General features: G+C 40.0%; 22 protein-coding genes and 1 pseudogene. 7 read left to right on the top strand and 16 right to left on the bottom strand.

What is annotated here, in order from left to right:
• Window positions 1–4 precede the first annotated feature (4 nt).
• The 4 genes from SK629_RS03460 to rpsO all read right to left on the bottom strand — a co-directional run bounded on the left by SK629_RS03460 (window position 5) and on the right by rpsO (window position 3,525).
• A complete protein-coding gene (locus SK629_RS03460) occupies window positions 5–760 on the bottom strand; it encodes an ABC transporter ATP-binding protein (RefSeq protein ID WP_042900585.1) in 756 nt (251 codons plus the stop codon).
• Between the two features lies 1 nt (window position 761).
• On the bottom strand, window positions 762–1,808 hold the full coding sequence (locus tag SK629_RS03455) for a FecCD family ABC transporter permease (RefSeq protein WP_042900584.1): 1,047 nt from the start codon (window positions 1,806–1,808) through the stop codon (window positions 762–764).
• 258 nt (window positions 1,809–2,066) lie between these two features.
• On the bottom strand, window positions 2,067–2,687 hold the full coding sequence (locus SK629_RS03450) for a CadD family cadmium resistance transporter (RefSeq protein WP_042900583.1): 621 nt from the start codon (window positions 2,685–2,687) through the stop codon (window positions 2,067–2,069).
• Between the two features lie 568 nt (window positions 2,688–3,255).
• Window positions 3,256–3,525, bottom strand: coding sequence for a 30S ribosomal protein S15 (rpsO, locus tag SK629_RS03445; RefSeq protein WP_001018251.1), 270 nt, complete (start codon window positions 3,523–3,525; stop codon window positions 3,256–3,258).
• Between the two features lie 314 nt (window positions 3,526–3,839).
• Here rpsO and SK629_RS12925 point away from each other — a divergent pair.
• A pseudogene (locus SK629_RS12925) lies at window positions 3,840–4,048 on the top strand (hypothetical protein).
• Window positions 4,049–4,088: 40 nt separating this feature from the next.
• Complete coding sequence (gene thrS, locus SK629_RS03440; protein WP_042900582.1) at window positions 4,089–6,032, top strand: threonine--tRNA ligase; 1,944 nt, start codon at window positions 4,089–4,091, stop codon at window positions 6,030–6,032.
• 239 nt (window positions 6,033–6,271) lie between these two features.
• Here thrS and SK629_RS03435 read toward each other — a convergent pair whose 3' ends face one another.
• The 8 genes from SK629_RS03435 to SK629_RS03405 form a co-directional block, all read right to left on the bottom strand.
• Window positions 6,272–7,321, bottom strand: coding sequence for a DUF389 domain-containing protein (locus SK629_RS03435; protein WP_000126416.1), 1,050 nt, complete (start codon window positions 7,319–7,321; stop codon window positions 6,272–6,274).
• Window positions 7,318–7,641: a potassium channel family protein gene (locus SK629_RS03430; protein ID WP_001253404.1), complete on the bottom strand. Its 324-nt coding sequence runs from the start codon at window positions 7,639–7,641 to the stop codon at window positions 7,318–7,320. Before SK629_RS03430 ends, SK629_RS03435 begins: the two co-directional genes overlap by 4 nt.
• A gap of 13 nt (window positions 7,642–7,654) precedes the next feature.
• Window positions 7,655–7,996 (bottom strand): hypothetical protein, encoded by a 342-nt coding sequence (locus tag SK629_RS03425; RefSeq protein ID WP_000397556.1) that lies wholly within the window; start codon window positions 7,994–7,996, stop codon window positions 7,655–7,657.
• Window positions 7,921–8,223 (bottom strand): TMEM175 family protein, encoded by a 303-nt coding sequence (locus SK629_RS11280; protein WP_004240734.1) that lies wholly within the window; start codon window positions 8,221–8,223, stop codon window positions 7,921–7,923. The genes SK629_RS03425 and SK629_RS11280 overlap by 76 nt, the downstream gene beginning before the upstream one ends.
• Window positions 8,224–8,536: 313 nt before the next feature.
• Window positions 8,537–9,586, bottom strand: a complete 1,050-nt coding sequence (locus tag SK629_RS03420; protein WP_000147503.1) for a DUF389 domain-containing protein — start codon at window positions 9,584–9,586, stop codon at window positions 8,537–8,539.
• 290 nt (window positions 9,587–9,876) lie between these two features.
• Window positions 9,877–11,388 (bottom strand): ATP-binding cassette domain-containing protein, encoded by a 1,512-nt coding sequence (locus SK629_RS03415; protein ID WP_042900580.1) that lies wholly within the window; start codon window positions 11,386–11,388, stop codon window positions 9,877–9,879.
• A gap of 796 nt (window positions 11,389–12,184) precedes the next feature.
• Entirely contained in the window at window positions 12,185–13,159 is a 975-nt protein-coding gene (locus SK629_RS03410; protein ID WP_042900579.1) for a sensor histidine kinase, read from the bottom strand.
• On the bottom strand, window positions 13,152–13,829 hold the full coding sequence (locus SK629_RS03405) for a response regulator transcription factor (protein ID WP_000548991.1): 678 nt from the start codon (window positions 13,827–13,829) through the stop codon (window positions 13,152–13,154). The genes SK629_RS03410 and SK629_RS03405 overlap by 8 nt, the downstream gene beginning before the upstream one ends.
• Before the next feature lie 155 nt (window positions 13,830–13,984).
• On the opposite strand from SK629_RS03405, the gene SK629_RS03400 reads away from it, so the two are divergent.
• Window positions 13,985–15,058, top strand: coding sequence for a DUF2974 domain-containing protein (locus SK629_RS03400; protein WP_042900578.1), 1,074 nt, complete (start codon window positions 13,985–13,987; stop codon window positions 15,056–15,058).
• A gap of 55 nt (window positions 15,059–15,113) precedes the next feature.
• Here the strand turns inward: SK629_RS03400 and SK629_RS03395 are convergent, their stop codons facing one another.
• Entirely contained in the window at window positions 15,114–15,551 is a 438-nt protein-coding gene (locus SK629_RS03395; RefSeq protein ID WP_042900576.1) for an Rrf2 family transcriptional regulator, read from the bottom strand.
• A gap of 75 nt (window positions 15,552–15,626) precedes the next feature.
• A complete protein-coding gene (locus SK629_RS03390; protein WP_042900575.1) occupies window positions 15,627–16,469 on the bottom strand; it encodes a metallophosphoesterase family protein in 843 nt (280 codons plus the stop codon).
• Between the two features lie 111 nt (window positions 16,470–16,580).
• Here SK629_RS03390 and SK629_RS03385 point away from each other — a divergent pair, with 111 nt between their 5' ends.
• From SK629_RS03385 to SK629_RS11275, 4 genes are all read left to right on the top strand, one after another.
• Window positions 16,581–17,231, top strand: coding sequence for a metal-dependent transcriptional regulator (locus tag SK629_RS03385; RefSeq protein ID WP_042900573.1), 651 nt, complete (start codon window positions 16,581–16,583; stop codon window positions 17,229–17,231).
• Window positions 17,232–17,408: 177 nt separating this feature from the next.
• On the top strand, window positions 17,409–18,059 hold the full coding sequence (locus SK629_RS03375; protein WP_042900572.1) for a nicotinamide mononucleotide transporter: 651 nt from the start codon (window positions 17,409–17,411) through the stop codon (window positions 18,057–18,059).
• Between the two features lie 119 nt (window positions 18,060–18,178).
• Window positions 18,179–18,592: a hypothetical protein gene (locus tag SK629_RS03370; RefSeq protein ID WP_042900570.1), complete on the top strand. Its 414-nt coding sequence runs from the start codon at window positions 18,179–18,181 to the stop codon at window positions 18,590–18,592.
• 18 nt (window positions 18,593–18,610) lie between these two features.
• The gene (locus SK629_RS11275) at window positions 18,611–19,024 is read left to right on the top strand and encodes a hypothetical protein (protein ID WP_080710193.1); all 414 of its coding nucleotides are present in this window, start codon (window positions 18,611–18,613) and stop codon (window positions 19,022–19,024) included.
• A gap of 38 nt (window positions 19,025–19,062) precedes the next feature.
• Here the strand turns inward: SK629_RS11275 and dtd are convergent, their stop codons facing one another.
• Window positions 19,063–19,506, bottom strand: coding sequence for a D-aminoacyl-tRNA deacylase (dtd, locus tag SK629_RS03355; RefSeq protein WP_042900569.1), 444 nt, complete (start codon window positions 19,504–19,506; stop codon window positions 19,063–19,065).
• Between the two features lie 29 nt (window positions 19,507–19,535).
• Entirely contained in the window at window positions 19,536–21,758 is a 2,223-nt protein-coding gene (locus SK629_RS03350; protein ID WP_042900568.1) for a RelA/SpoT family protein, read from the bottom strand.
• Between the last annotated feature and the right edge of the window lie 314 nt (window positions 21,759–22,072).

Below are 22,072 nucleotides of genomic sequence, written 5' to 3'. Positions count from 1 at the left end.
ATTCTTATAAATAGTGAATCATGGCTTGTTGGTCCTCGGTCCAAGTAACCTGACTTTGAACTCCGTATACAGTTTGCAATGATTCTGAGGTGATGGTCTCCTTTGGAGGCCCTTGATAAAGGATTTCCCCCTCTTTCATCAGATAGAGATAATCCGAATAGCGACAAGCAAGTTGAATATCATGCAGGACAGCTAGAACATTGACCTTGAGCTCCTTCACTATGGCCAACAAGTCTAGCTGATACTTGATATCCAAGTGATTGGTTGGTTCGTCAAGGAGCAAGAGAGTCGGTTCTTGCGCCAAGGCGCGGGCTAGTAAGACTCGCTGTTTCTCTCCTCCTGACAGGGACGAATAGAGACGAGTTTTCTTCTCAAGCATATCCACCTTAACGAGGGCATCTTGAACGAGCGTAAAATCTCTTTCCCTTTCCTTCTGTAAAAAAGAGAGGTGAGGAGTTCTTCCCAGCAAGACGATTTCTTCAACTGTACAATCAAACTGCAGCTGGTTAAACTGGGTGACAACTGCCATTTGCTTGGCTGTTTCTTTGAGCGTCCATTGTTCCAGCGGCTTTCCATCTAGGCTTATCAAGCCTTTGTCCGCCTTTTCCTGACGATAGAGGAGTTTAAGTAGACTGGTTTTCCCGCTTCCATTTGGTCCTAATATCGTGTGAAATTGATTCCCTTCAACTTTAAGAGAAACTCCCTTGAGGATTTTTTTCTCTCCCAGTCCAAAGTGGACATCCTGACAAATCAAGTCCATATCAGACCCTCGCCTCCCTTCGCCTACCTCCAACAATGTAGATAAAGAAGGGAGCACCTACTAAGGCTGTGAAAATACCAATAGGAAGCTCTGCGTTTGGAATGATGATTCGAGAGAGTACATCTGCCCAAATGACAAAGAGGGCACCTAGCAAGGTTGCAACAGGAAAAAGCCTCTTGTAATTCGTTCCTACTAACCCTCGAGCTAAATGTGGAGTAATCAGACCAACAAATCCAATAATCCCACAGGTTGCTACTAAGACTGCTGTCAGCACAGCCACCATGGTCACATAAAGATACCAATAAAAGCGTAAGGGAATCCCCAAAGTTAAAGCAGCCTCATCTCCCATCATCATCGCATTGAAAACACGATACTGAGTAGAGAAAAATAGAAAGGCTATTCCTACTACTATAGTTGGCAGGACCAAGTCTGCCCAGGAAGTCCCAGCGAGCGAGCCCATGGTCCAAAACTTAATGGTCATCACACTGTCCGCATTAGCGCCAACTGAGATAATAAAGTTGGAAAAAGCTAGAAAGAGAGCATTGACCACCGTTCCTGATAAGATCAGACTAGATGTTGTCATCCTTCCCTGCATAGAGGCAATGATGAGGACAACAATTGTTGCCAAAATAGCTCCAAGAAAAGCTCCAAGGCTAATCATCACTTTTAAACCAAGAATGATGCTTAGAGTTGCTCCTAGAGTTGCACCCGCAGATATTCCTAAGACATAAGGCTCTGCGATGGGATTGTTTACCGTGGACTGCATCACACTACCACACATAGAAAGGCCTGCTCCTACTATCAGACCTAACAATACTCGGGGGAATCTCATGTTCCATACAATGGCAAGAGTAGACTTGGAAACCTCTCCTATCTCAAGAGGAAATCCCAACCTGCTCAAAATAATCCGATAGGTATCTCCTAGATTAATCGCAACAGATCCCATTGAAACTGCTAGAAAGAGAGAAATCCCTAAAATACCTAGCAAAATAACTAAAAGTAACACAAATTGCTGGTCTTGTCGGCTTCCAGAAAATTTGGAAAGCATGCAAACCTCCTTTGATAGAATATTAAAAATTTAGAAAATTCTCATGAAAAGTATACCATATTTTCAACTGTGTAACAAGCTATGGAAAAAATACAATTAAAATCAGAAAAATTATGGTTGGTTTTTCCATACAGTGTTAGGAAGCATAAGCAAAGATTATACTTGAGTATATCGAGGTAAAGTGACAACATAAAAAGCCCTCTGAAAATCAGAGAGCTGATTTGATCCCGGGCTAAAATCCTAGTGAAACAAAAAAATCTACACGGTCAGAAAAGTCTCTATCGTGCCATTTTCATACATGATGTATAGTCCAAGTAGAATGAATACTAAGGGCACAATGATCCGCTCGTATTTTTCAATTGTCTCGAATATTAAGGGAATAGAGGATAACACCCGACTAATCTCGCATAAGATAATTATGCCGATTACAAACACAAGCAAGGCCACGAGGGTCTGTGACCATTCTAACGAAGCAAAATAAGGTATATAGATACCTAAATTATCTCCGCCAGACGCAATTGTCAGCAATGTAACTGTCCAAAACAGTTGATTTGCCTTGCTTTGTTCTAATCTTTCAATAATTTCTTCCTCTTCTTCGTCTTCTTCCTCACCTTCTCCAACAATTGCAAAGCGAATCCCTAAATAGATAGGGATTAAACCAAGCAATCCAACCATCCATTCTTCAGGCACGAAATTAACGACATAAGCAGCAACTAAACTCGCCCCTACAAGTAAGCCTGTGCCTAGATATTGCCCCGCATAAATATGCCATTTTTGTTTATTCTGTGATAGCTGTGCAAATAAAATAATTAAAATAATTAAATAATCGATACTGGTGGAAATATAAACACCAATAGCAGATATGATTGTCTGTCCCATAAAAAACCCTCCTGTATTAGTCAGTAATAAATCAGCAGATTTTAGGAGAGCACAGACACATTAATTTAGCTATCGCTAGTGGGTAATTTCGAACATAGGAAAGCATTTTACTCCTCCTCAAAACGTAGTTACAAAGTAATTTCTAACTGGCATTCGGTGACTACTTCCATGTAAAGTATAACATACTATACTTTACTTCGTAAAGTGTGGGCTCTCCGAAGGGGCTTGCAGACAGCTACTCGGCTTTTCAAGCCGAGTAGCTACGCACCCTTATGGTGTAATTAGCTGATACCATTTGAGGTTTTTGTAGTCTCCAAAATTGTGCCCGATAAAACCTCAATAAAAAAGCCCTCTGAAGTCAGAGAGCTGATTTGAGCTTGGGCTAAAACGTTTATAGACTAGGCGACAAGCCGACGATTGTACAAAAATTTTAGTGAACAAAAAAATCTCCCCGAAGAGAGAAGATCTGGTTTATTTTACCTTACAGTGTTAGGAACCGTAACCGAAGATTATACTTGAGTATATCGAGGTAAGGTGACAACGCAATGTAAGTGGAAAATAAAGCAGATTAGCGACGAAGTCCTAGAGAGTTAATTAACTCACGGTAACGGTTAACGTCGTTTTTACGCAAGTATGCAAGCAAGTTACGACGGCGACCGATTTTCTTCATCAATCCACGGTAAGTAGCGTGGTCTTTTTTGTGTTGTTTGATGTGTTCGTTAAGGTGGTTGATTTCCCAAGTAAGGACAGCAACTTGAACCTCTACTGAACCTGTATCACCTTCGTGACGTGCATATTGTGCGATAATTTCATTTTTTTTCTCTTTTGAGATTGCCATGATGTTTCTCCTTTTTATTTGGCTTCATCCGAGTGACAGGTTGGCATGCCTGTAACCAAGAAGAAGTTATTTGTCTTTACGACAATCCCTATTCTACCAATAACTACCTTCTTTGTCAACAGATTTACTTCTTTCTCTTTACTTCACCAACATAATGGAGATACTCAACTTCTTCTAAAGATTACCATTCCTAATTCTCCCCCTAAACAAGGAAATTCAAAAAAATCTACAAATATCTTGAAAATTTTCACAATCATGCTATAATAATCCATAGAGACAAGTCACTTAGTCCCTTTCTACTAGAGAGTGCGTGGTTGCTGGAAACGCATAGAGAGCCTAAACTGATACTACTCTTAAGTTTTTTATGAAAACATAAAACGGTGGCCACGTTAGAGCCAATCAGAGGTGTCCCTCTCTTTTGAGGAACATAAATGAAGGTGGAACCACGTTGCGACGTCCTTTCGAGGATGTCGCTTTTTGTTTTTCTAGCTTTCACAATCCTCTATCCCTGTTTTCAGAATAGGGTTAACACATTCGTCAATAATATAAGTAAGGAGAACATCATGATTAACATTACTTTCCCAGATGGCGCTGTTCGTGAATTCGAATCTGGCGTTACAACTTTTGAAATTGCCCAATCTATCAGCAATTCCCTAGCTAAAAAAGCCTTGGCTGGTAAATTCAACGGCAAACTCATCGACACTACTCGTGCTATCACTGAAGATGGAAGCATCGAAATTGTGACACCTGACCACGAAGATGCCCTTCCAATCTTGCGTCACTCAGCTGCTCACTTATTTGCCCAAGCAGCTCGTCGTCTGTTCCCAGACATTCACTTGGGAGTTGGTCCAGCTATCGAAGATGGTTTCTACTATGATACTGACAACACTGCTGGTCAAATCTCTAACGAAGACCTTCCTCGTATCGAAGAAGAAATGCAAAAAATCGTCAAAGAAAACTTCCCATCAATTCGTGAAGAAGTGACTAAAGACGAGGCACGTGAAATCTTCAAAAATGACCCTTACAAGTTGGAATTGATTGAAGAACACTCAGAAGACGAAGGTGGTTTGACCATCTACCGTCAGGGTGAATATGTAGACCTTTGCCGTGGCCCTCACGTCCCATCAACAGGCCGCATCCAAATCTTCCACCTTCTCCATGTAGCAGGTGCTTACTGGCGTGGAAATAGCGACAACGCTATGATGCAACGTATCTACGGTACAGCTTGGTTTGACAAGAAAGACTTGAAAAACTACCTTCAAATGCGTGAAGAAGCTAAGGAACGTGACCACCGCAAACTCGGTAAAGAACTGGACCTCTTCATGATTTCTCAAGAAGTCGGACAAGGTTTGCCTTTCTGGTTGCCAAATGGTGCGACTATTCGTCGTGAATTGGAACGCTATATCGTTGACAAGGAGTTGGCTTCAGGCTACCAACACGTCTACACTCCACCACTTGCTTCAGTTGAGCTTTACAAGACTTCTGGTCACTGGGATCATTACCAAGAAGACATGTTCCCAACTATGGACATGGGTGACGGGGAAGAATTTGTCCTTCGTCCAATGAACTGCCCACACCACATCCAAGTCTTCAAACATCATGTTCACTCTTACCGTGAGTTGCCAATCCGTATCGCTGAAATCGGGATGATGCACCGCTATGAAAAATCTGGTGCCCTTACTGGTCTTCAACGTGTACGTGAAATGTCTCTTAACGACGGTCACCTCTTCGTTACTCCAGAACAAATCCAAGAAGAATTCCAACGCGCCCTTCAGTTGATTATAGATGTTTACGGAGACTTCAACTTGAATGAGTACCGCTTCCGTCTCTCTCTTCGTGACCCTCAAGATACTCACAAGTACTTTGACAACGATGAGATGTGGGAAAATGCTCAAACCATGCTTCGTGCAGCCCTTGATGAAATGGGCGTGGACTACTTTGAAGCCGAAGGTGAAGCAGCCTTCTACGGACCAAAATTGGATATTCAAGTTAAGACCGCTCTTGGAAAAGAAGAAACTCTTTCTACTATCCAGCTTGACTTCTTGCTTCCAGAGCGCTTCGACCTTAAATACATCGGAGCTGATGGCGAAGAACACCGTCCAGTCATGATTCACCGTGGTGTAATCTCTACTATGGAGCGCTTCACAGCTATCTTGATTGAGAACTACAAGGGAGCCTTCCCAACATGGCTTGCACCTCACCAAGTAACCCTCATCCCAGTATCTAACGAAAAACACGTAGACTACGCTTGGGAAGTAGCTAAGAAACTCCGTGACCGTGGTGTCCGTGCAGATGTAGATGAGCGCAATGAAAAAATGCAGTTCAAGATCCGTGCTTCACAAACCAGCAAGATTCCTTACCAATTGATTGTTGGAGACAAGGAAATGGAAGACGGAACAGTCAACGTTCGTCGCTACGGACAAAAAGAAACACAAACTGTCTCAGTTGATGACTTTGTTCAAGCTATCCTAGCTGATATTGCCAACAAATCACGCGTTGAGAAATAAGAGATAAAATCCTAGCTAAAAAGCAACAACTATTTCAGCTGTTGCTTTTTATATTTTTACTCAATGAAAATCAAAAAGCAAACTAGGAAGCTAGCCGCAAGCTGTACTTGAGTACGGTAAGGCGACGCTGACGTGGTTTGAATTTGATTTTCGAAGAGTATTATTTAATCCGAGCTAGTAGTGATTGACCAAACCACCACACAAGATTTACTTTCATGAGTTAGATAAAGTCAGTATCCTCAATCCTTGTCTGCTTCATTTTCTTTTACGAGATCGTTTTGTGAATCTTTTTCAGAGAGTTTTTGATCAATATACTTGTCAATGTTTTCATAAAATTCCTTGGTCGCTTCACTATCTAATGTTGGCGAGTTCTGAACTTGATTCACTTTCAATTGAACAGATTGAATACCGTAAGAGGCTTGTTTTTGGTGGAGTGTTTCTAATTCTTCTTCTGAAATCGGATCTCCAACAACCGTCAAGACCAATTCATTGTTACTTGACTTGTAGACTTGATTAATAACCGTATAATTGGCGAACTCTTTTCCTACAAACTGTTTGATCCCTTCTTTGCGCGCTTGTTCTATTGTCAGAGTAACTGCCGAATAGCTAGCTGGAAGAATCAACAATACAATCAAAGAAATCAAGCCAATTCTCATTTTAATGCTCAGCTCTTTAAATGAAGTTAAAGGAGATTTTCTCATCAAAATTCTTGTTCCAACAATGTTGGCTAGCATGATAAAGACACAGTTGATCAAGAAAAGATAGAGAGCCCCCAATAAAAATCGTACATTCCCATTAGCTAAACCATAGCCAGCAGTACAGATAGGCGGCATCAAAGCTGTAGCAATGGCTACTCCTGGCACGATATTGTTTGCTTCTTTTTTCCTTGAACCGATCACACCAGCAATCCCACCAGCAATAGCAATGAGAACATCCCAAATGGTTGGAGAGGTTCGTGCGATCAACTCGCTACTTGCATAAGACAAGGGAGAAATCCAGAAATACAGAGTCGAGACAAGCAAACTGACCAACACTTGAGTCAATAAAACCTCTAGAGATTGCTTGATTAAACGCGTATCAAAAATAGCTAAACCGAATCCCAGTCCAACAATCGGTGTCATGAGAGGTGAAATTAACATGGCTCCAATAATAACAGCTGTTGAATTCATATTTAGACCGATAGAGGCAATAAAAATTGCACACATCAAAATCGCTGTATCTCTCAATCGAACATGAAGGTCATCGTATAATTTCTCACGGTATTCCCGTGTTGAATAATTGGCAGTCATTTGTCCTCTCCTCTTTCCTTATTTAAATCGGTATAATAATTAATAATAACAGCTGATAAACAGCCAAAAAATATGAGCCCATAAATCGTCAAGAAGACACTGGTAATCCTTCCAATCAAGGTCACAGCTAGGAGATCCCCGTAGCCGACAGTCGTCGAAGTCACAAAAGCATACCAAAGACCGTCTCCGTAATTTGTGATAGCAGGTTCAACTAGGAAAAGCACGCCTCCTGACCCAAAAACAAAGGTCACAAAACTCAGAGCAAACCGAGTAAAACCCGTAACCTGTATAATATGCCATAACATTTTTAAACGTCTCATTTGTTCTCCTTATTCATACTAGCTCCTGACCGAGCCGTTTTTTCCAATAATCAAAGTGAAGATAGGACATGATCTCCATCAGAGAAAGATAGACAAACTGATAGATCTGATTTAAGCTGATTATCAACTGATATTGTTTGAAAAATGACTGGAAGAAAGACCAGATATGACTGTCTTGAATCAGTCCCTTCTTAACATCAGACAGGATATTAGCTAAAGCTCCCAAGGACTGAAACGGTAAATCCTTGACATTTATATAGATCCGGTCCACCACATCATTCAGACTGGTATCTTGGATGGCATGAAATTCTCCAAAGAGAACTCCTGCCGCTCCAAGAGTAGAAACAAATTCCACCAAATAATTTCTGAGGAAATTTTCTCAACCTTTTCCCATAATGTGTTTAGTGCCATCCATAACGATCCCAACCAGAAAAAGGAAAGAAAACAAGCAAAGAAATTTTGCCGTAAATCCCAAAAAGCTTCAAGACTTGGTGTTGTTGGTTTTTCTAACTCTAAAATCAAGATGGTCATAATAATTGCTAGAACAGCATCTGTCAATACAATTAATCTGTCTTTCTTCATCGGATTGCATCCCCTTTCTTTTTTGTAACATTCTATCTTATCGCATAATATTGGATATTCTTTCATAATCCGACTACAAACAAAAATAAACCAAAAAGTCTGTCCCTATTATGCTATATTTAACTCTAGAAGTATTCATCCATCTAATTAATAAATATATCATATTTCACAATAAATGAATACTATCAAAGATTCATCCCCTTTCACTTCATCATTTAGTGTTGCTTAGATTTATCAAAAACAACCTGCTATAAGTAAGAAAGAGGAAGATACAAGAAAAACACGGCGTAAAAACCGATTCAGTTCATTGTCCTCAATCCTTGTCTGCTTCATTTTCTTTTACGAGATCTTTTTGTGAATCCTTTTCAGAGAGTTTTTGATCGATATACTTGTTAATGGTTTCATAAAATTCCTTGGTCGAATCACTGTCTAATTTTGTCGAATTATGAACTTGATTGACTTTCAATTGAACAGATTGAATACCGTAAGAGGCTTGTTTTTGGTGGAGCGTTTCTAATTCTTCTTCTGAAATCGGATCTCCAACAACCGTCAAGACCAACTCATTGTTTCTTGATTTGTAGACTTGATTAATGACCGTGTGATTGGCGAACTCTTTTCCTACAAACTGTTTGATTCCTTCTTTTCGCGCTTGATCTATCGTCAAAGTAATTGCTGAATAACTAGCCGGAAGAATCAATAATACAATCAAGGATATCAACCCAATTCTCATTTTAATGTTTAGCTCTTTAAATGAACTTAAGGGAGATTTTCTCATCATAATTCTTGTTCCAACAATGTTGATTAGCATGATAAAGACACAGTTGATCAAGAAAAGATAAAGAGCTCCAAATAAAAATCGTACATTTCCATTAGCTAAACCGTAACCTGCAGTGCAGATAGGTGGCATCAGAGCTGTTGCAATGGCTACTCCTGGTACGATATTGTTTGCTTCTTTTTTCCTTGAACCAATGAAACCTGCTATCCCACCAGCAATAGCAATGAGCACATCCCAAATTGTTGGAGAGGTTCGTGCAATCAATTCGCTACTTTCATAAGATAAGGGAGAAATCCAGAAATACAGAGCCGAGACAAGCAAGCTAACCAATACTTGGGTAAATAAAACCTCTAGAGATTGCTTGATTAAACGCGTATCAAAAATAGCTAAACCAAACCCCAGTCCAACAATCGGTGTCATAAGAGGGGAAATCAGCATGGCTCCAATAATGACAGCCGTTGAATTCATATTTAGGCCGATAGAGGCAATAAAAATCGCACACATCAAAATCACTGTATCTCTTAATCGAACATGAAGATCATCATATAATTTCTCACGGTATTCACGTGTTGAATAGTTTCCGGTCATTAGTTACTCCTTTTATTTCATATAATCTTGTTTCTGCATGGATGATGGTAGAGATACTTCTGTCCAATCTTACATATTTTTCTTCTCACCTGTTATTCTTTTGAACATTATCTTTTAAATATCCGTCAGTCCATCCTTAACATTATATCAAAAATTTTACAGTCTTTCTCTGAGGAAATCTCTCAATTTAACAGATAGATGAAGCAAGAAATTTTTGTTTCCTTATCCGAAGAAGGAAAAACGATATCTCCTGAACCTTGATACTATGCGTTTTATTCTTTATAATTTAGCTATTTCAAAATTACAAGTTCTCCATTCTTAATTTCCCAAACTTGGTCAAACTTACTTAATAATTCGTTTTGGCGATGTAAAGTAACAATGACGGCACTTGGTAGTTCCAGAACTCTTTCCAATTCCATTTTAAACTGATTAGTATCCAAGGCAGAGAAAGGTTCGTCTAGGATAAGCAATGGATTTTTACGATTTTTCTCACGATTTAAATACATTCGTTGTTGCTGACCACCTGACAGGGATTGTGGTGGAATTTTTTCAAAATCTTCTTCTATGAATTTTTCATTGAAACTATTGAATAGCGTTACATTATTTTCATAACTCGAAATAAATGTATGTTCTTGTTGCAGAATCATACCGAATCTTCCCCAAAGATGGTCCAAAACAAGCCCATCTAGCACAATTTGTCCTTCAAAATCTTCATCTGTTCCATTTAAAATGTTGAGAAGACTACTTTTTCCAGACCCATTCTTACCAATAAGCGCAATTTTATCCCCTTTTTGAATCGTAGCGGAAGTAATTATTAATTTTGATTCTCCCAGTTGTTTGGAAATGTTTTTCAAAGTAATCGTATCAAAAGAATGTTGAGGTGCTTGAACTGAAACGGGTCTCCCAACAATGTTTTGAAAACTCTTGATTACAGGCTTTACGGACTCTAACATTTGTAAATCATAAAGGATTTCCTGTATTGGTTCAGAAAAAGCATTAATATATCCGAAACTCGCCACCACCTCAGGAATACCGAGTTGCTGGTGAGATAGAGAGTAGGCTAAATAAATAAACAGAACAAGACTAATGAATTCAAAAGAAACACCTGTCAATAAGATGCCTGTAATTTTTGTCAAACCATACTTAAAATACTTATCCTGCAAATTCTTTAGAGAACTCTTTTGTTGATTCAAAAAATGCGACACAGTTAGTTTATTTACCAAATGATGTCCCATGAGCAAATCCTCCAAAGTTCGATAGTAATCGCCTTGTTTTTTCAAGTAAACCTGTCTACGATTAGCAGTCAACTTCCCAACGATTTTAGGAATTTGAATACTAATTCCAGTGGAAAAGATTAAAATCAGTGATACAATAGGATTAATTGTTCTGCTAATAATGAAAGCATAAATGATAATACGTAAAATTTGTTTGATAAAACTCATCAATGGAGGGAGGTAATCCTTTTCCAACGAATCTAGGTCATTAGATTGATAGGAAATGTACTCTGCTACTGTTTTCTGCTTAAAATCGTGGTGACTGAGTCCCAAAAGTGATTGAAACCATTCATTTTTCAAAGTAGTTGAAAAGATAATCCCCTGCTTCCAATCAAGTATCATTTGGATATAGTTACAACTCAAATAGCCTGCTACTGCCATAGAATAGCCATATAGAGCTACATGATAATCCCCTTTGATTAATGCCTGCGTGAAATACGGTAACAAAGCAGTGCAGATATTCGATATTGCACCAAAAAGAAAATTAAAGAGGAGATACCATCTAATAGTTTTAAAATATGGTAGCATATACGATACTCCTTACTAATACTTTTTTACATATCGAAGAACAATCTCTACTATTCCCTATTTCAGATAGTGCGATACTCAGACATTGAGTGCAATAATTGTAAATCACACAAGTACTGCCGTTTTTACTATCATTCAAAATATAATTTGCTATTTTGTAAAATATAGGTCTATCCCATGTTTCTTTGATAGATGTAAAATGAATATTTCCAATACTTCTATTGAAAGTAAGCTTTTTCAGTTTTTCTAACGATTTAGGCTATTGCGTGACACACCCACAATCCGTGAAAATTCTGGTTATATCAGATTATGTGATTTTCGTAAGAATTTTATATTGTCTCCAATCATGGCAGTCTCCTTTTACTTGATAAAACTATTATAACATTTAGAAATTAAAAACTGGTTCAAAATCAATAGAATGTGTGTATTCGATACATTCAATAAATTCTTGGAAATAGTTCTACACCAGTTACACAAATCTATATACACCTATCTCATTCAAAATAAAAAGAAAGCTGCAGTTCTTTTAATCCTGTATCAACGATTCATTCTTAAATCGAATAGGAGACATTTCCCAAGTCTACAATTCACTTCATCTCAAATTAATTTTTGTAATTCACCTTTAGTTTATAGATTTTATACTCAACAAAAGTATAAAGCATACAAAACTTCACTTTGAACCAGTATTTATACTATATTCCGTATTAAAAATTCTATTATTGGTTTTGTAAAAAACAGTCTTCAAATATCCTGAAATATAGCAAAAAGAGATTGGGTAAAAACTCATTGTCTCTTCTCACTCAAGGACTAGGTTCACTTGAGCAAACTGAATCCGCACTATCGTTCCTGTCCCGACCTCAGACTCAATACGAATCTGGTGCCCCAGTTCTTCAGAAATTTTCTTGGATAGGTAAAGTCCAAGTCCAGATGACTGCTGGGTTAGGCGTCCATTATATCCTGAGAAACCACGTTCAAAGACTCGGAGGACATCACTGTTTTTTATCCCGATTCCCGTATCCTTGATACAGAGTTCCTGGCCTTCCATATAAATCTCCAGACCACCTTCCTTGGTGTACTTGAGACTATTTGAGATAATTTGCTCAATAACCACTAGCAGCCACTTTTTATCCGTCACGATTTCTTTATCAAGGTCATGTAGATTGACATTTAAGCCTTTTTGAATAAAGAAAAGAGCATATTTACGAATTATTTCCTTAACCAAATCCTCGATTTGAACCTGCTTTAAGACCAAATCATCATGGAAACTTTCTAAACGCAGATACTGTAAAACCAAGTTTGTATAGGAGTCAATCTTGAAAATTTCCTGTTCCAGTTGCTGCTTCAATTGACGGTCGGCTACTTCTGCAACTAAGAGTTGACCGGCTGCAATTGGAGTCTTAATCTGATGGGCCCACAAGGTATAGTAATCCAGCAAATCCGTCAGTTTTCTTTCGGCATCTGACCTTTGCTGATAGAGTTCCATCTCACGCGCTTCTAATTTTTCTGCTAAAGCTACTTCCAAAGGAGACTGGGCTTCTCTCTCCTCGTAGAGAATTTCCTGACGATAAACCTGCATCTCCACCAATATGTCCCAAGTGAAAAATAAGATGGTTACAAAGCAACATAAGAGGAAAAAGTAGAGAAAGTAAGTTCCTAAACTTGCAAATAAAAACTGAAAAAGCAAAACTAGAAATGCTAAAGCAAGCAGATAAACAAACAGACGACTACGGGAACGCAGATAGGCTAGAAAAAATGGTTTCCAATCAAGCATGCTTCAGTCCGTACCCTATCCCTTTCTTGGTCTCGATAAATCCCACCAAACCCTGCTCTTCTAATTTTTTGCGCAAACGAGCCACATTAACTGAGAGGGTATTATCATCAATGAAAAAGTCACTGTTCCAAAGTTCTCGCATCAGGTCATCACGCGCTACGATGTTGCCTGCATGCTCAAACAAAACGCGTAAAATCTGAAACTCATTCTTGGTCAAATTCAAGACTTGCCCTTGATAATGTAAATCCATGGATTTAGTATTAAGGATAACACCAGCATATTCCAGTAAACTTTCGTCACGCCCAAACTCATAGGAACGACGCAACAAGCCCTGAACCTTGGCTAAAAGAACCTGCTGGTCAAAAGGCTTGGTCACAAAATCATCCGCCCCCATATTGATTGCCATGACAATATCCATAGCCTGGTCTCTGGAAGACAGAAACATGATAGGCACCTTGGAAATCTTGCGAATTTCCTGACACCAGTGATAACCATTAAACAAGGGCAGGCCAATATCCATGAGGACCAGATGAGGCTCCGACTGAACAAATAAACTCAAAACTTCCATAAAGTCTTCTACCAAGACCACTTCAAATCCCCATTCAGAGAGCATTTTTCCGACCTGTTGACGAATAACTTGATCATCTTCTACTAGTAAAATCTTGTGCATGCGCTCCTCCTTTTCTATTATTATAACAGATTTTTCCATGCTCGAAGGTCTGAAACTGAATTTGACATAGCTTGTTTTTAGCCAACATAGTGAGGCAATCCTACTAGCTAATTTGAGGGAAATCTGATAAGATAAATAAACAGAAAGGAGTTCTTATGGCCAATATTTTTGATTATCTGAAAGATGTCGCACACGATTCCTTTTACGACCTTCCTTTGAATGAATTAGATATTCTAGCCTTAACAGAAATCACCTATCTCTCCTTTGATAATTTGGTCTCCACAACTCCTATGCGACTTTTAGACCTAGCACCTCAGGTTCCAAGAGAATCGAACATGTTGACCAGTAAAAATCGGCTCCAATTATTGGATGAATTAGCTCGACACAAACGCTTCAAAAATTGCAAACTCTCCCATTTTATCAACGACATCGACCCTGAACTGCAAAAACAATTTGCGGCTATGACCTACCGCCTCACTCTCGATACCTATCTGATTGTCTTTCGTGGGACAGATGATAGTATCATTGGTTGGAAGGAAGATTTCCACCTGACCTATATGAAGGAAATTCCTGCTCAAAAGCACGCCCTTCGCTATTTAAAGAACTTTTTTGCCCACCATCCTAAGCAGAAGGTCATTCTGGCCGGGCATTCCAAGGGAGGAAATCTAGCCATCTATGCTGCTAGTCAAATTGAGCAAAGCTTGCAAAATCAAATCACAGCAGTTTATACCTTTGATGCGCCTGGTCTCCATAAAGAACTGACACAAACCGAGGGCTATCAAAGGATAATGGATAGAACCAAGGTCTTCATCCCACAAGGTTCCATTATCGGTATGATGCTGGAAATCCCTAACCAGCAAATCATCGTGCACAGTACTGCCTTAGGTGGTATCGCCCAGCACGATACCTTTAGTTGGCAAATTGAGGACAAGCACTTCGTTCAACTGGATAAGACCAACAGTGATAGTCAACAAGTAGACACAACCTTCAAGGAGTGGGTGGCCACAGTCCCTGACGAGGAACTCCAGCTCTACTTAGACCTCTTCTTTGGCACCATTCTTGATTCTGGTATTACTTCTATCAATGACCTATCTTCCTTCAAGGCACTTGAACACATTCATCATCTCTTTATCCAAGCGCAATCCCTCACTCCAGAAGAAAGGGAAACCATGGGACGCCTCACTCAATTATTGATTGATACCCGTTACCAAGCCTGGAAGAATAGATAAAAAGCTTATGATAAGGTTTTTGCCTTTTCATAAGCTTTTTGCTTTAAAGAAGAATTCACTCCTTCATCTGACTCTCTGCATCAGCCACAACTTGCTCTAAACTAGTCTGACCAAGTTCAGCCTCCATAGCCAGCTGGATTCTCTCCAATTTTTGATCCAAAACATCATGAATATGAGCTCCAACTGGACAATTTGGATTTGGATTGTCATGAAAACTAAAGAGTTGACCTGTCTTACCAAGACACTCAACCGCCTGATAAACATCTAAAAGACTAATGTCCCTGAGATCCTTGACAATCTCTGTTCCACCTGTTCCACGCGCTACTGAAATCAGCTCTGCCTTCTTCAACTGGGACAAGGTCTTTCTGATAATGACAGGATTGACCCCGACACTAGCAGCCAGAAAATCACTGGTCACCTTTCTTTCCTTCCCCTTGAGAGCGATAATAATCAGCATATGAGTCGCAATGGTAAATCTACTTGGAATTTGCATGCTCTTCTCCTTTTTACGAGGCTACCCTGCCTCTACTCTTCTTTTTCTATTATTATACCCTTTTTAGTTGTAATGTCAATCATTACCACTTTTTAACCAAGCATCTAATTCCCTATCATAGCCCTCTTTCTGGGCCAATTCTCTCAGAAATTCCTGATGATGAGTATGGTGGATCCCATTGACCAGACTTTCATAATAAACCTCAAAATAGGGAAGTTTCAGGTCTTTAGCTAGCTGCAATTCGGCTGCCACATCGTAGTCCACCCGTCGGAAGTCCATATCCACCAAGCCCTTGTCATCAAACTCCAAAATCATATACTGGGCCCGCAAGTCCTTCCGCAACTGAGCATCTAGAAAGAAAGGTTGCCCAATCGAACCCGGATTGACAATCAATTGCCCACCAGTCCCGTAACGAAGCAACTGCTGGTGAATATGACCATAAACAGCAATATCACAAGGCGGATTGGTCACCAAGCGGTCGAAATCTTCTTGCGCTCCAGTATGAATCAACTCTCGTCCCCAGTTCTTATCAGGCAGATGATGGCTAATTCCTACCGTCAAATCCCCAAACTGACGATGAATCTGGAGGGGTTGATTGTGAAGCAGTTCAATTTCTTCTAGGGAAATTTCCTCTAAAACATACTGGCACTGGCGCAAGAGATAGCGTTGGCTGGGACGAGTACTATCTAGTTCCTTGCGGACACCATGCCACAGACTATCTTCCCAGTTTCCCAAAACTCTAGCTGTAATCGGTAGTTGAGCCAACAAGTCCAAAATCCTTCTACGCCCTGTCCCTGGCATGAGAATATCTCCCAAAAGCCAGTATTCATCCACTCCTAGCTGCCGAGTATCTGCCAAAACAGCCTCCAAGGCTGTAGTATTTCCATGAATATCTGAAAGAAGAGCTATTTTTGTCATATTCATCTCCTCGTTTTTTCTCTTGCAATAAGTATAACATAAAAAGTCACAGCTAGAGAAATCTAGCTTTTTTTGATATACTAGATAAAGAGATTAGACAAGAGGAAACGAATGACCCCGAATAAAGAAGATTATCTAAAATGTATTTATGAAATTGGCACAGATTTGCATAAGATTACCAACAAGGAAATTGCGGCTCGTATGCAAGTCTCTCCCCCTGCCGTAACTGAAATGATTAAACGGATGAAGAGCGAAAATCTCATCCTCAAGGACAAGGAATGTGGCTATCTACTGACTGACATCGGCCTCAAATTGGTCTCTGAGCTCTACCGTAAACATCGCTTGATTGAAGTTTTTCTAGTCCATCATTTAGACTATACGAGTGACCAGATTCACGAGGAAGCTGAGGTCTTGGAACATACTGTCTCTGATCTATTCGTGGAGAGACTAGAAAAATTGCTTGGATTCCCCAAGACCTGCCCCCACGGAGGAACTATTCCTGCCAAGGGAGAACTCCTGGTTGAAATCAACAACCTCCCACTAGCTGATATCAAGGAGGCTGGCGCCTACCGCCTGACTCGGGTTCACGATAGTTTTGACATTCTCCATTATCTGGATAAGCACTCACTTCACATCGGCGACCAGCTCCAAGTCCAGCAGTTTGATGGCTTCAGCAATACTTTCACTATCCTCAGTAAAGAAGAGGATTTACAAGTAAGTATGGACATTGCCAAACAACTCTACGTCGAGAAAATCGACTAATTTCTCAAGTATCCCAACCAACCCTGAAAGTTTTATTTTCAGGGTTTTATTTCTATCATTTGATTTTACTTTCATTTAGTTGTAGAATATTTGTAAAAAAAGAAAGATATTTTAATATATGAAAAATCACTAAAAATTTTTGCGACATCCAAATGGTTTGACCTCTTCGGGGTTGCTTTGGTCGTTGGGATTGCGATTGCATCTGGTTACCTCAACTCACGTCTCGACAAATTTGTAGACTGGGGACCATGGACTGCTCTTGTTCCTTTTGGATTGATTTCCGTAACCAACGTTGGGATTTCCATGTTGTCCACTCGTTTCACGGGAAAATTAAGCAAATGGGGAAATTACTTTGGCATTGTCAATACGATTTTGTCTGGCACCATTGATTATATCCTTGGAAATAAGGCGGCCATTATCACATATCCTGTCACTTTCCTCATTTATACCTTTGCTATAAAGAAATGGGAAGCTTCGCAAGAAGGCAGACCCAACCAAATGAGCCAAAAACAGCTAAAATTGGCAGCCATCATCATTTCAATCATCGCCTTCCTCTTTGCCTTTGTGACCAACTATATCGGCTATGGGGGCAAGATGAATCTCCTCGCCTACGTAACAACTATTGCCTTTGCACTATCCCTCATTGCCAATGCTTTGAACGCATTGAAACTGACAACTCAGTGGGGCTTTTGGTTGATTTACAATTTCGTTCAGCTGACAAAGGCTGGTATTCAAGGGAATTTCGCCAATATCGGTAAATACATCTTTTATATCCTCAATGCAATCGGAGCTTTGTTTGTCTGGAATGATGAAGAGGTGGAACAATAAGAAGGAAATCAAATAAAGAAATCTAATAGAATCTCCTTACTAAAATTTTTTATCATTTTACTTGTAACTCCCATTCTTTTGGAGTAGAATGAAGATAGATAAAAGAGGGAGGTCTTGTCATGAAAAAACTCTTTAGAATCCATTTTGTAGCAATTGCAGTCATTGATTTGCTACTATTTACATTTTTTGGTACTAGACACGAGACAGTTTTCGACTGGCTCTTGCTCACTGGTTTTATTTTCCTCCTTGCTCAGGGACTCCTGCTATTTCGCTTGGTTGTCCGACTCAAACATCAATTCGCTGAGATTTATCCTCAAATCAATAAAAAGATTCGCTTCTACTATTTAGGAGTTCTCTCCATTGATTTTCTATTTTTTGTCCTTTTAACCTTCGTTAGTTCTCATCGTTTTTTATCTCTTATGCCAATCATCACTGCTTGTCATTCTACTTTATATTATAGGACGGCGGACTACCTAAGAGAAAACTATCTAGACTTTTACGACAAACACATCTCTTTATGGGAGTGTCTCTAAGGAAAAGGAGGCTTTAGCATGAAAAAAATCATCTTCATCAAAACAACTCAACTCCTTGTCATTGATGGAATCATGCTGGTATTTTTGACATTTAAAGAGGGGCTTACTTGGGATTGGATTTTGATTTATAGCGGTTGGCTCATTTTCTTTCATCCTGTGCTATTGACCTATCTTTCCAACCAACTTTGTGACCACTTTAGTCAACTCTATTCCCAGATTAGACCGAAGCTCTGGCGTTTTGCCTTACAAATCCTCCTATGGGATAGTCTGATGATTCTCTCCTTGATTTTTTTAAGCGGTATTCCACTTTTTCTTCAGGGAAGTCTCCTCATCCTAGGACATCTCATCCCTTCCTACCGCATAAGCCAAAGCCTGAAAAGAGACTTTCCCCAAGCCTATCAAGAACCGATTCCATTTTGGAGTATGTTATGATAGATGAGAAAAACCAAGCTTACTGGGCTTGGTCTTTCTTATCTATTTTTAGTATCAAGAATAATAGTAACTGGTCCATCATTGACCAGCTCAACCTGCATATCCGCTCCAAAGATACCTGTCTGAACGGGTACTTCTTGCGCTAATTTTTGATTGAAAGCATCATAGAAGTCCGATGCCATATCAGGTTTGGCTGCGCCTGTAAAGGCTGGACGATTGCCTTTCTTGGTATCCGCAAAGAGGGTAAACTGAGAAATAGAAAGGATTTCTCCTTCAATATCTTTGACAGATAGGTTCATCTTGCCTTCTGCGTCTGAAAAAATCCGCATGTTGACAAGCTTTCTCACAGCATAGTCCAAATCTTCCTCTTGGTCCTCTGGTCCAACACCAACCAGCAATAAGAGTCCCTGATTGATTTTCCCCTGCACCTGACCTTGAATACTGACTTGGGCTTTTTTAACCCGTTGGATAATGATTTTCATAATAGCCTTTCTAGTAAGAGCAAGGGCAATTAGCCGTTGGTCCGTTTGACAGAATAGACTTCTGGCACACTCTTAATCTTGTCCACAACCGAAGTCAGTGTAGAGAGGTTGGCAATGCCAAAGGACACATGGATATTAGCAAACTTCATATCCTTGGTTGGTTGAGCATTGACTGTTGAGATATTCTTGGTTGTGTTTGAAAGAACTTGCAGTACATCATTCAACAGTCCTGTACGGTTGAGGCCGTAGATATCGATATGAGCCATATACTCCTTATTTGAGCTAGAGTACTGGTCTTCCCATTCCACATCAAGGAGACGTTGCTCATAGTTTTCTTGAGCACGCAGGTTCATACAGTCCACACGGTGAATAGCCACACCCCGCCCCTTGGTAATGTAGCCAACAATATCATCACCAGGAACTGGATTACAGCACTTGGCAATCCGCACAAGGAGTCCAGAAGCACCTTCAATGACCACACCACCCTCATGCTTGACCTTGAGGGTTTCTTTATTTTCAACCTTGACCTCGCCACCTTTGACAAGTTCTTCCGCCTCCGCCTTGGCCTTGGCACGTTCTTCCTCACGACGTTCCTTTTCAGTCAGACGGTTAAAGACGGTAATAGCACCGATTTCTCCAAAACCAATGGCCGCAAAGAGGGATTCTTCTGTCTTGTAGCTGGTCTTTTGCAGAACTTGGTCCATATGACGCTTGTCCATGAATTTATTGGCCACATAGCCGTTTTCTTGGAACTGAGCCATCAGCATTTCACGACCCTTGTTGACAGACAATTCCTTATCTTGGTTTTTAAAGAACTGACGAATCTTGTTGCGCGCTTTGCTGGTCTTGACCATGTTAAGCCAGTCACGGCTAGGTCCAAAGGAGTTGGGGTTGGTGACAATTTCAACCTGATCCCCTGTCTTGAGCTTGGTTGTCAGTGGAACCATGCGACCATTGACCTTAGCACCAGTTGCTTTTTCACCGACTTTGGTATGGATTTCATAGGCAAAGTCAATCGGTCCTGAATCTTTTGGAAGGGAACGAACAGCTCCATCTGGGGTAAAGACGTAAATCTCCTCAGCCAGATAGTTTTCCTTGACAGAGTCCACAAATTCCTTAGCATCATCAGCCTGGTCTTGGAGCTCCATCATCTCCTTAATCCAGTTCATCCCAATAGCTGATTCCTTGCTGTTAACCTGCCCCTTAATGCCTTTCTTATAAGCCCAGTGAGCCGCAACCCCGTACTCAGCCACCTCGTGCATGGCTTTAGTTCGAATTTGGAATTCGATTGGCCCTTTTGGTCCATAAACAGTCGTATGGATAGACTGGTAACCATTGGCCTTGCGGTTGGCGATATAGTCTTTGAAGCGACCTGGCATCGGTTTCCAAAGCTCATGCACGTAACCAAGCATGGCATAAACATCACTTTGGGTATCCAAAATACAACGAATGGCAATCAGGTCATAGATTTCCTCAAACCGTTTTCTCTTATCCTGCATTTTGCGGAAAATCGAGTAAATATGCTTGGGACGACCGTAAATTTTCCCTTTTAGGTGACGATCTGTCGTATAGTCTTCTAGCTTCGTAACTACCTCATCCACCAAGGCCTCACGCTCTCTGCGCTTTTCCTTCATCATATGGGTAATCTTGTAAAACTCCGTAGGATTGAGATAACGGAAAGACAGGTCTTCCAATTCCCATTTGACACTGGAAATCCCCAAACGATGGGCAAGCGGGGCATAGATTTCCATGGTTTCTTTGGAAATGCGCTCCTGCTTATCTTTTCGAAGATGTTTCAGGGTCCGCATATTGTGCAAGCGGTCAGACAGTTTGACCAAGATAACACGGATGTCCTCAGACATGGCCATGAGCATTTTGCGATGATTTTCAGCTAATTGCTCCTCGTGAGACTTGTATTTGACCTTACCAAGCTTGGTAACCCCATCGACAATCACGCGCACATCAGAACCAAACTCTCTTTCCAAATCGTCCAAGGTCGCATCAGTATCTTCCACCACGTCATGCAAGAAACCACAAGCTACCGTTACGGCATCTAGCTTAAGTTTGGCTAAAATACCCGCCACTTGGATAGGGTGAATGATATAAGGCTCGCCTGATTTGCGGTATTGACCACTATGGCATTCCACCGCATAGACCAAGGCCTTATAGACAAAATGGACATCCTCTTCCGTTAAATATTCTTTGGTTAAAGCGACAACTTCTTCGCCTGTTAAATTAACTTCTTTTGGCATCTCTACTCTCCAATTCTTCCTACCATTTTATCACTTTTTTAAGAATATGAAAACTAGAAAAAGAGGATTATAATCCTTATTCAATTTGTTGGGAAGGAAGATGAAATAAGATTTACACCAAAATAATAAAACCATCTGATTTTCATCTAACTTTATTTTAGTATTAACTACGTTAAAAGTTAGTGAAATGAAATTATATTCTTCTTTTTCAATAAGAAAAGATTTTATATTCTAGTAATTTTCTAACTTTTTTAGTGTATAATGGTAATATAAACAGTTTTTTACGATCATTACTGAATTTTCATCTTTCTAGA

The sequence above is a fragment of the Streptococcus mitis genome (assembly GCF_000722695.1).
Taxonomy (GTDB): domain Bacteria; phylum Bacillota; class Bacilli; order Lactobacillales; family Streptococcaceae; genus Streptococcus; species Streptococcus mitis_O.
Note: the sequence above shows the minus strand (reverse complement) of the source record. Positions and strands in the feature narration are given on the sequence as shown.

Bases quoted from the DNA above. Each gene is read 5' to 3' on its own strand.
- SK629_RS03460 (WP_042900585.1), bottom strand. From the start codon at position 760: ATGGACTTGATTTGTCAGGATGTCCACTTTGGACTGGGAGAGAAAAAA.
- SK629_RS03455 (WP_042900584.1), bottom strand. From the start codon at position 1,808: ATGCTTTCCAAATTTTCTGGAAGCCGACAAGACCAGCAATTTGTGTTA.
- SK629_RS03450 (WP_042900583.1), bottom strand. From the start codon at position 2,687: ATGGGACAGACAATCATATCTGCTATTGGTGTTTATATTTCCACCAGT.
- rpsO (WP_001018251.1), bottom strand. From the start codon at position 3,525: ATGGCAATCTCAAAAGAGAAAAAAAATGAAATTATCGCACAATATGCA.
- thrS (WP_042900582.1), top strand. From the start codon at position 4,089: ATGATTAACATTACTTTCCCAGATGGCGCTGTTCGTGAATTCGAATCT.
- SK629_RS03435 (WP_000126416.1), bottom strand. From the start codon at position 7,321: ATGACTGCCAATTATTCAACACGGGAATACCGTGAGAAATTATACGAT.
- SK629_RS03430 (WP_001253404.1), bottom strand. From the start codon at position 7,641: ATGAGACGTTTAAAAATGTTATGGCATATTATACAGGTTACGGGTTTT.
- SK629_RS11280 (WP_004240734.1), bottom strand. From the start codon at position 8,223: ATGAAGAAAGACAGATTAATTGTATTGACAGATGCTGTTCTAGCAATT.
- SK629_RS03420 (WP_000147503.1), bottom strand. From the start codon at position 9,586: ATGACCGGAAACTATTCAACACGTGAATACCGTGAGAAATTATATGAT.
- SK629_RS03415 (WP_042900580.1), bottom strand. From the start codon at position 11,388: ATGCTACCATATTTTAAAACTATTAGATGGTATCTCCTCTTTAATTTT.
- SK629_RS03410 (WP_042900579.1), bottom strand. From the start codon at position 13,159: ATGCTTGATTGGAAACCATTTTTTCTAGCCTATCTGCGTTCCCGTAGT.
- SK629_RS03405 (WP_000548991.1), bottom strand. From the start codon at position 13,829: ATGCACAAGATTTTACTAGTAGAAGATGATCAAGTTATTCGTCAACAG.
- SK629_RS03400 (WP_042900578.1), top strand. From the start codon at position 13,985: ATGGCCAATATTTTTGATTATCTGAAAGATGTCGCACACGATTCCTTT.
- SK629_RS03395 (WP_042900576.1), bottom strand. From the start codon at position 15,551: ATGCAAATTCCAAGTAGATTTACCATTGCGACTCATATGCTGATTATT.
- SK629_RS03390 (WP_042900575.1), bottom strand. From the start codon at position 16,469: ATGACAAAAATAGCTCTTCTTTCAGATATTCATGGAAATACTACAGCC.
- SK629_RS03385 (WP_042900573.1), top strand. From the start codon at position 16,581: ATGACCCCGAATAAAGAAGATTATCTAAAATGTATTTATGAAATTGGC.
- SK629_RS03370 (WP_042900570.1), top strand. From the start codon at position 18,179: ATGAAAAAACTCTTTAGAATCCATTTTGTAGCAATTGCAGTCATTGAT.
- SK629_RS11275 (WP_080710193.1), top strand. From the start codon at position 18,611: ATGAAAAAAATCATCTTCATCAAAACAACTCAACTCCTTGTCATTGAT.
- dtd (WP_042900569.1), bottom strand. From the start codon at position 19,506: ATGAAAATCATTATCCAACGGGTTAAAAAAGCCCAAGTCAGTATTCAA.
- SK629_RS03350 (WP_042900568.1), bottom strand. From the start codon at position 21,758: ATGCCAAAAGAAGTTAATTTAACAGGCGAAGAAGTTGTCGCTTTAACC.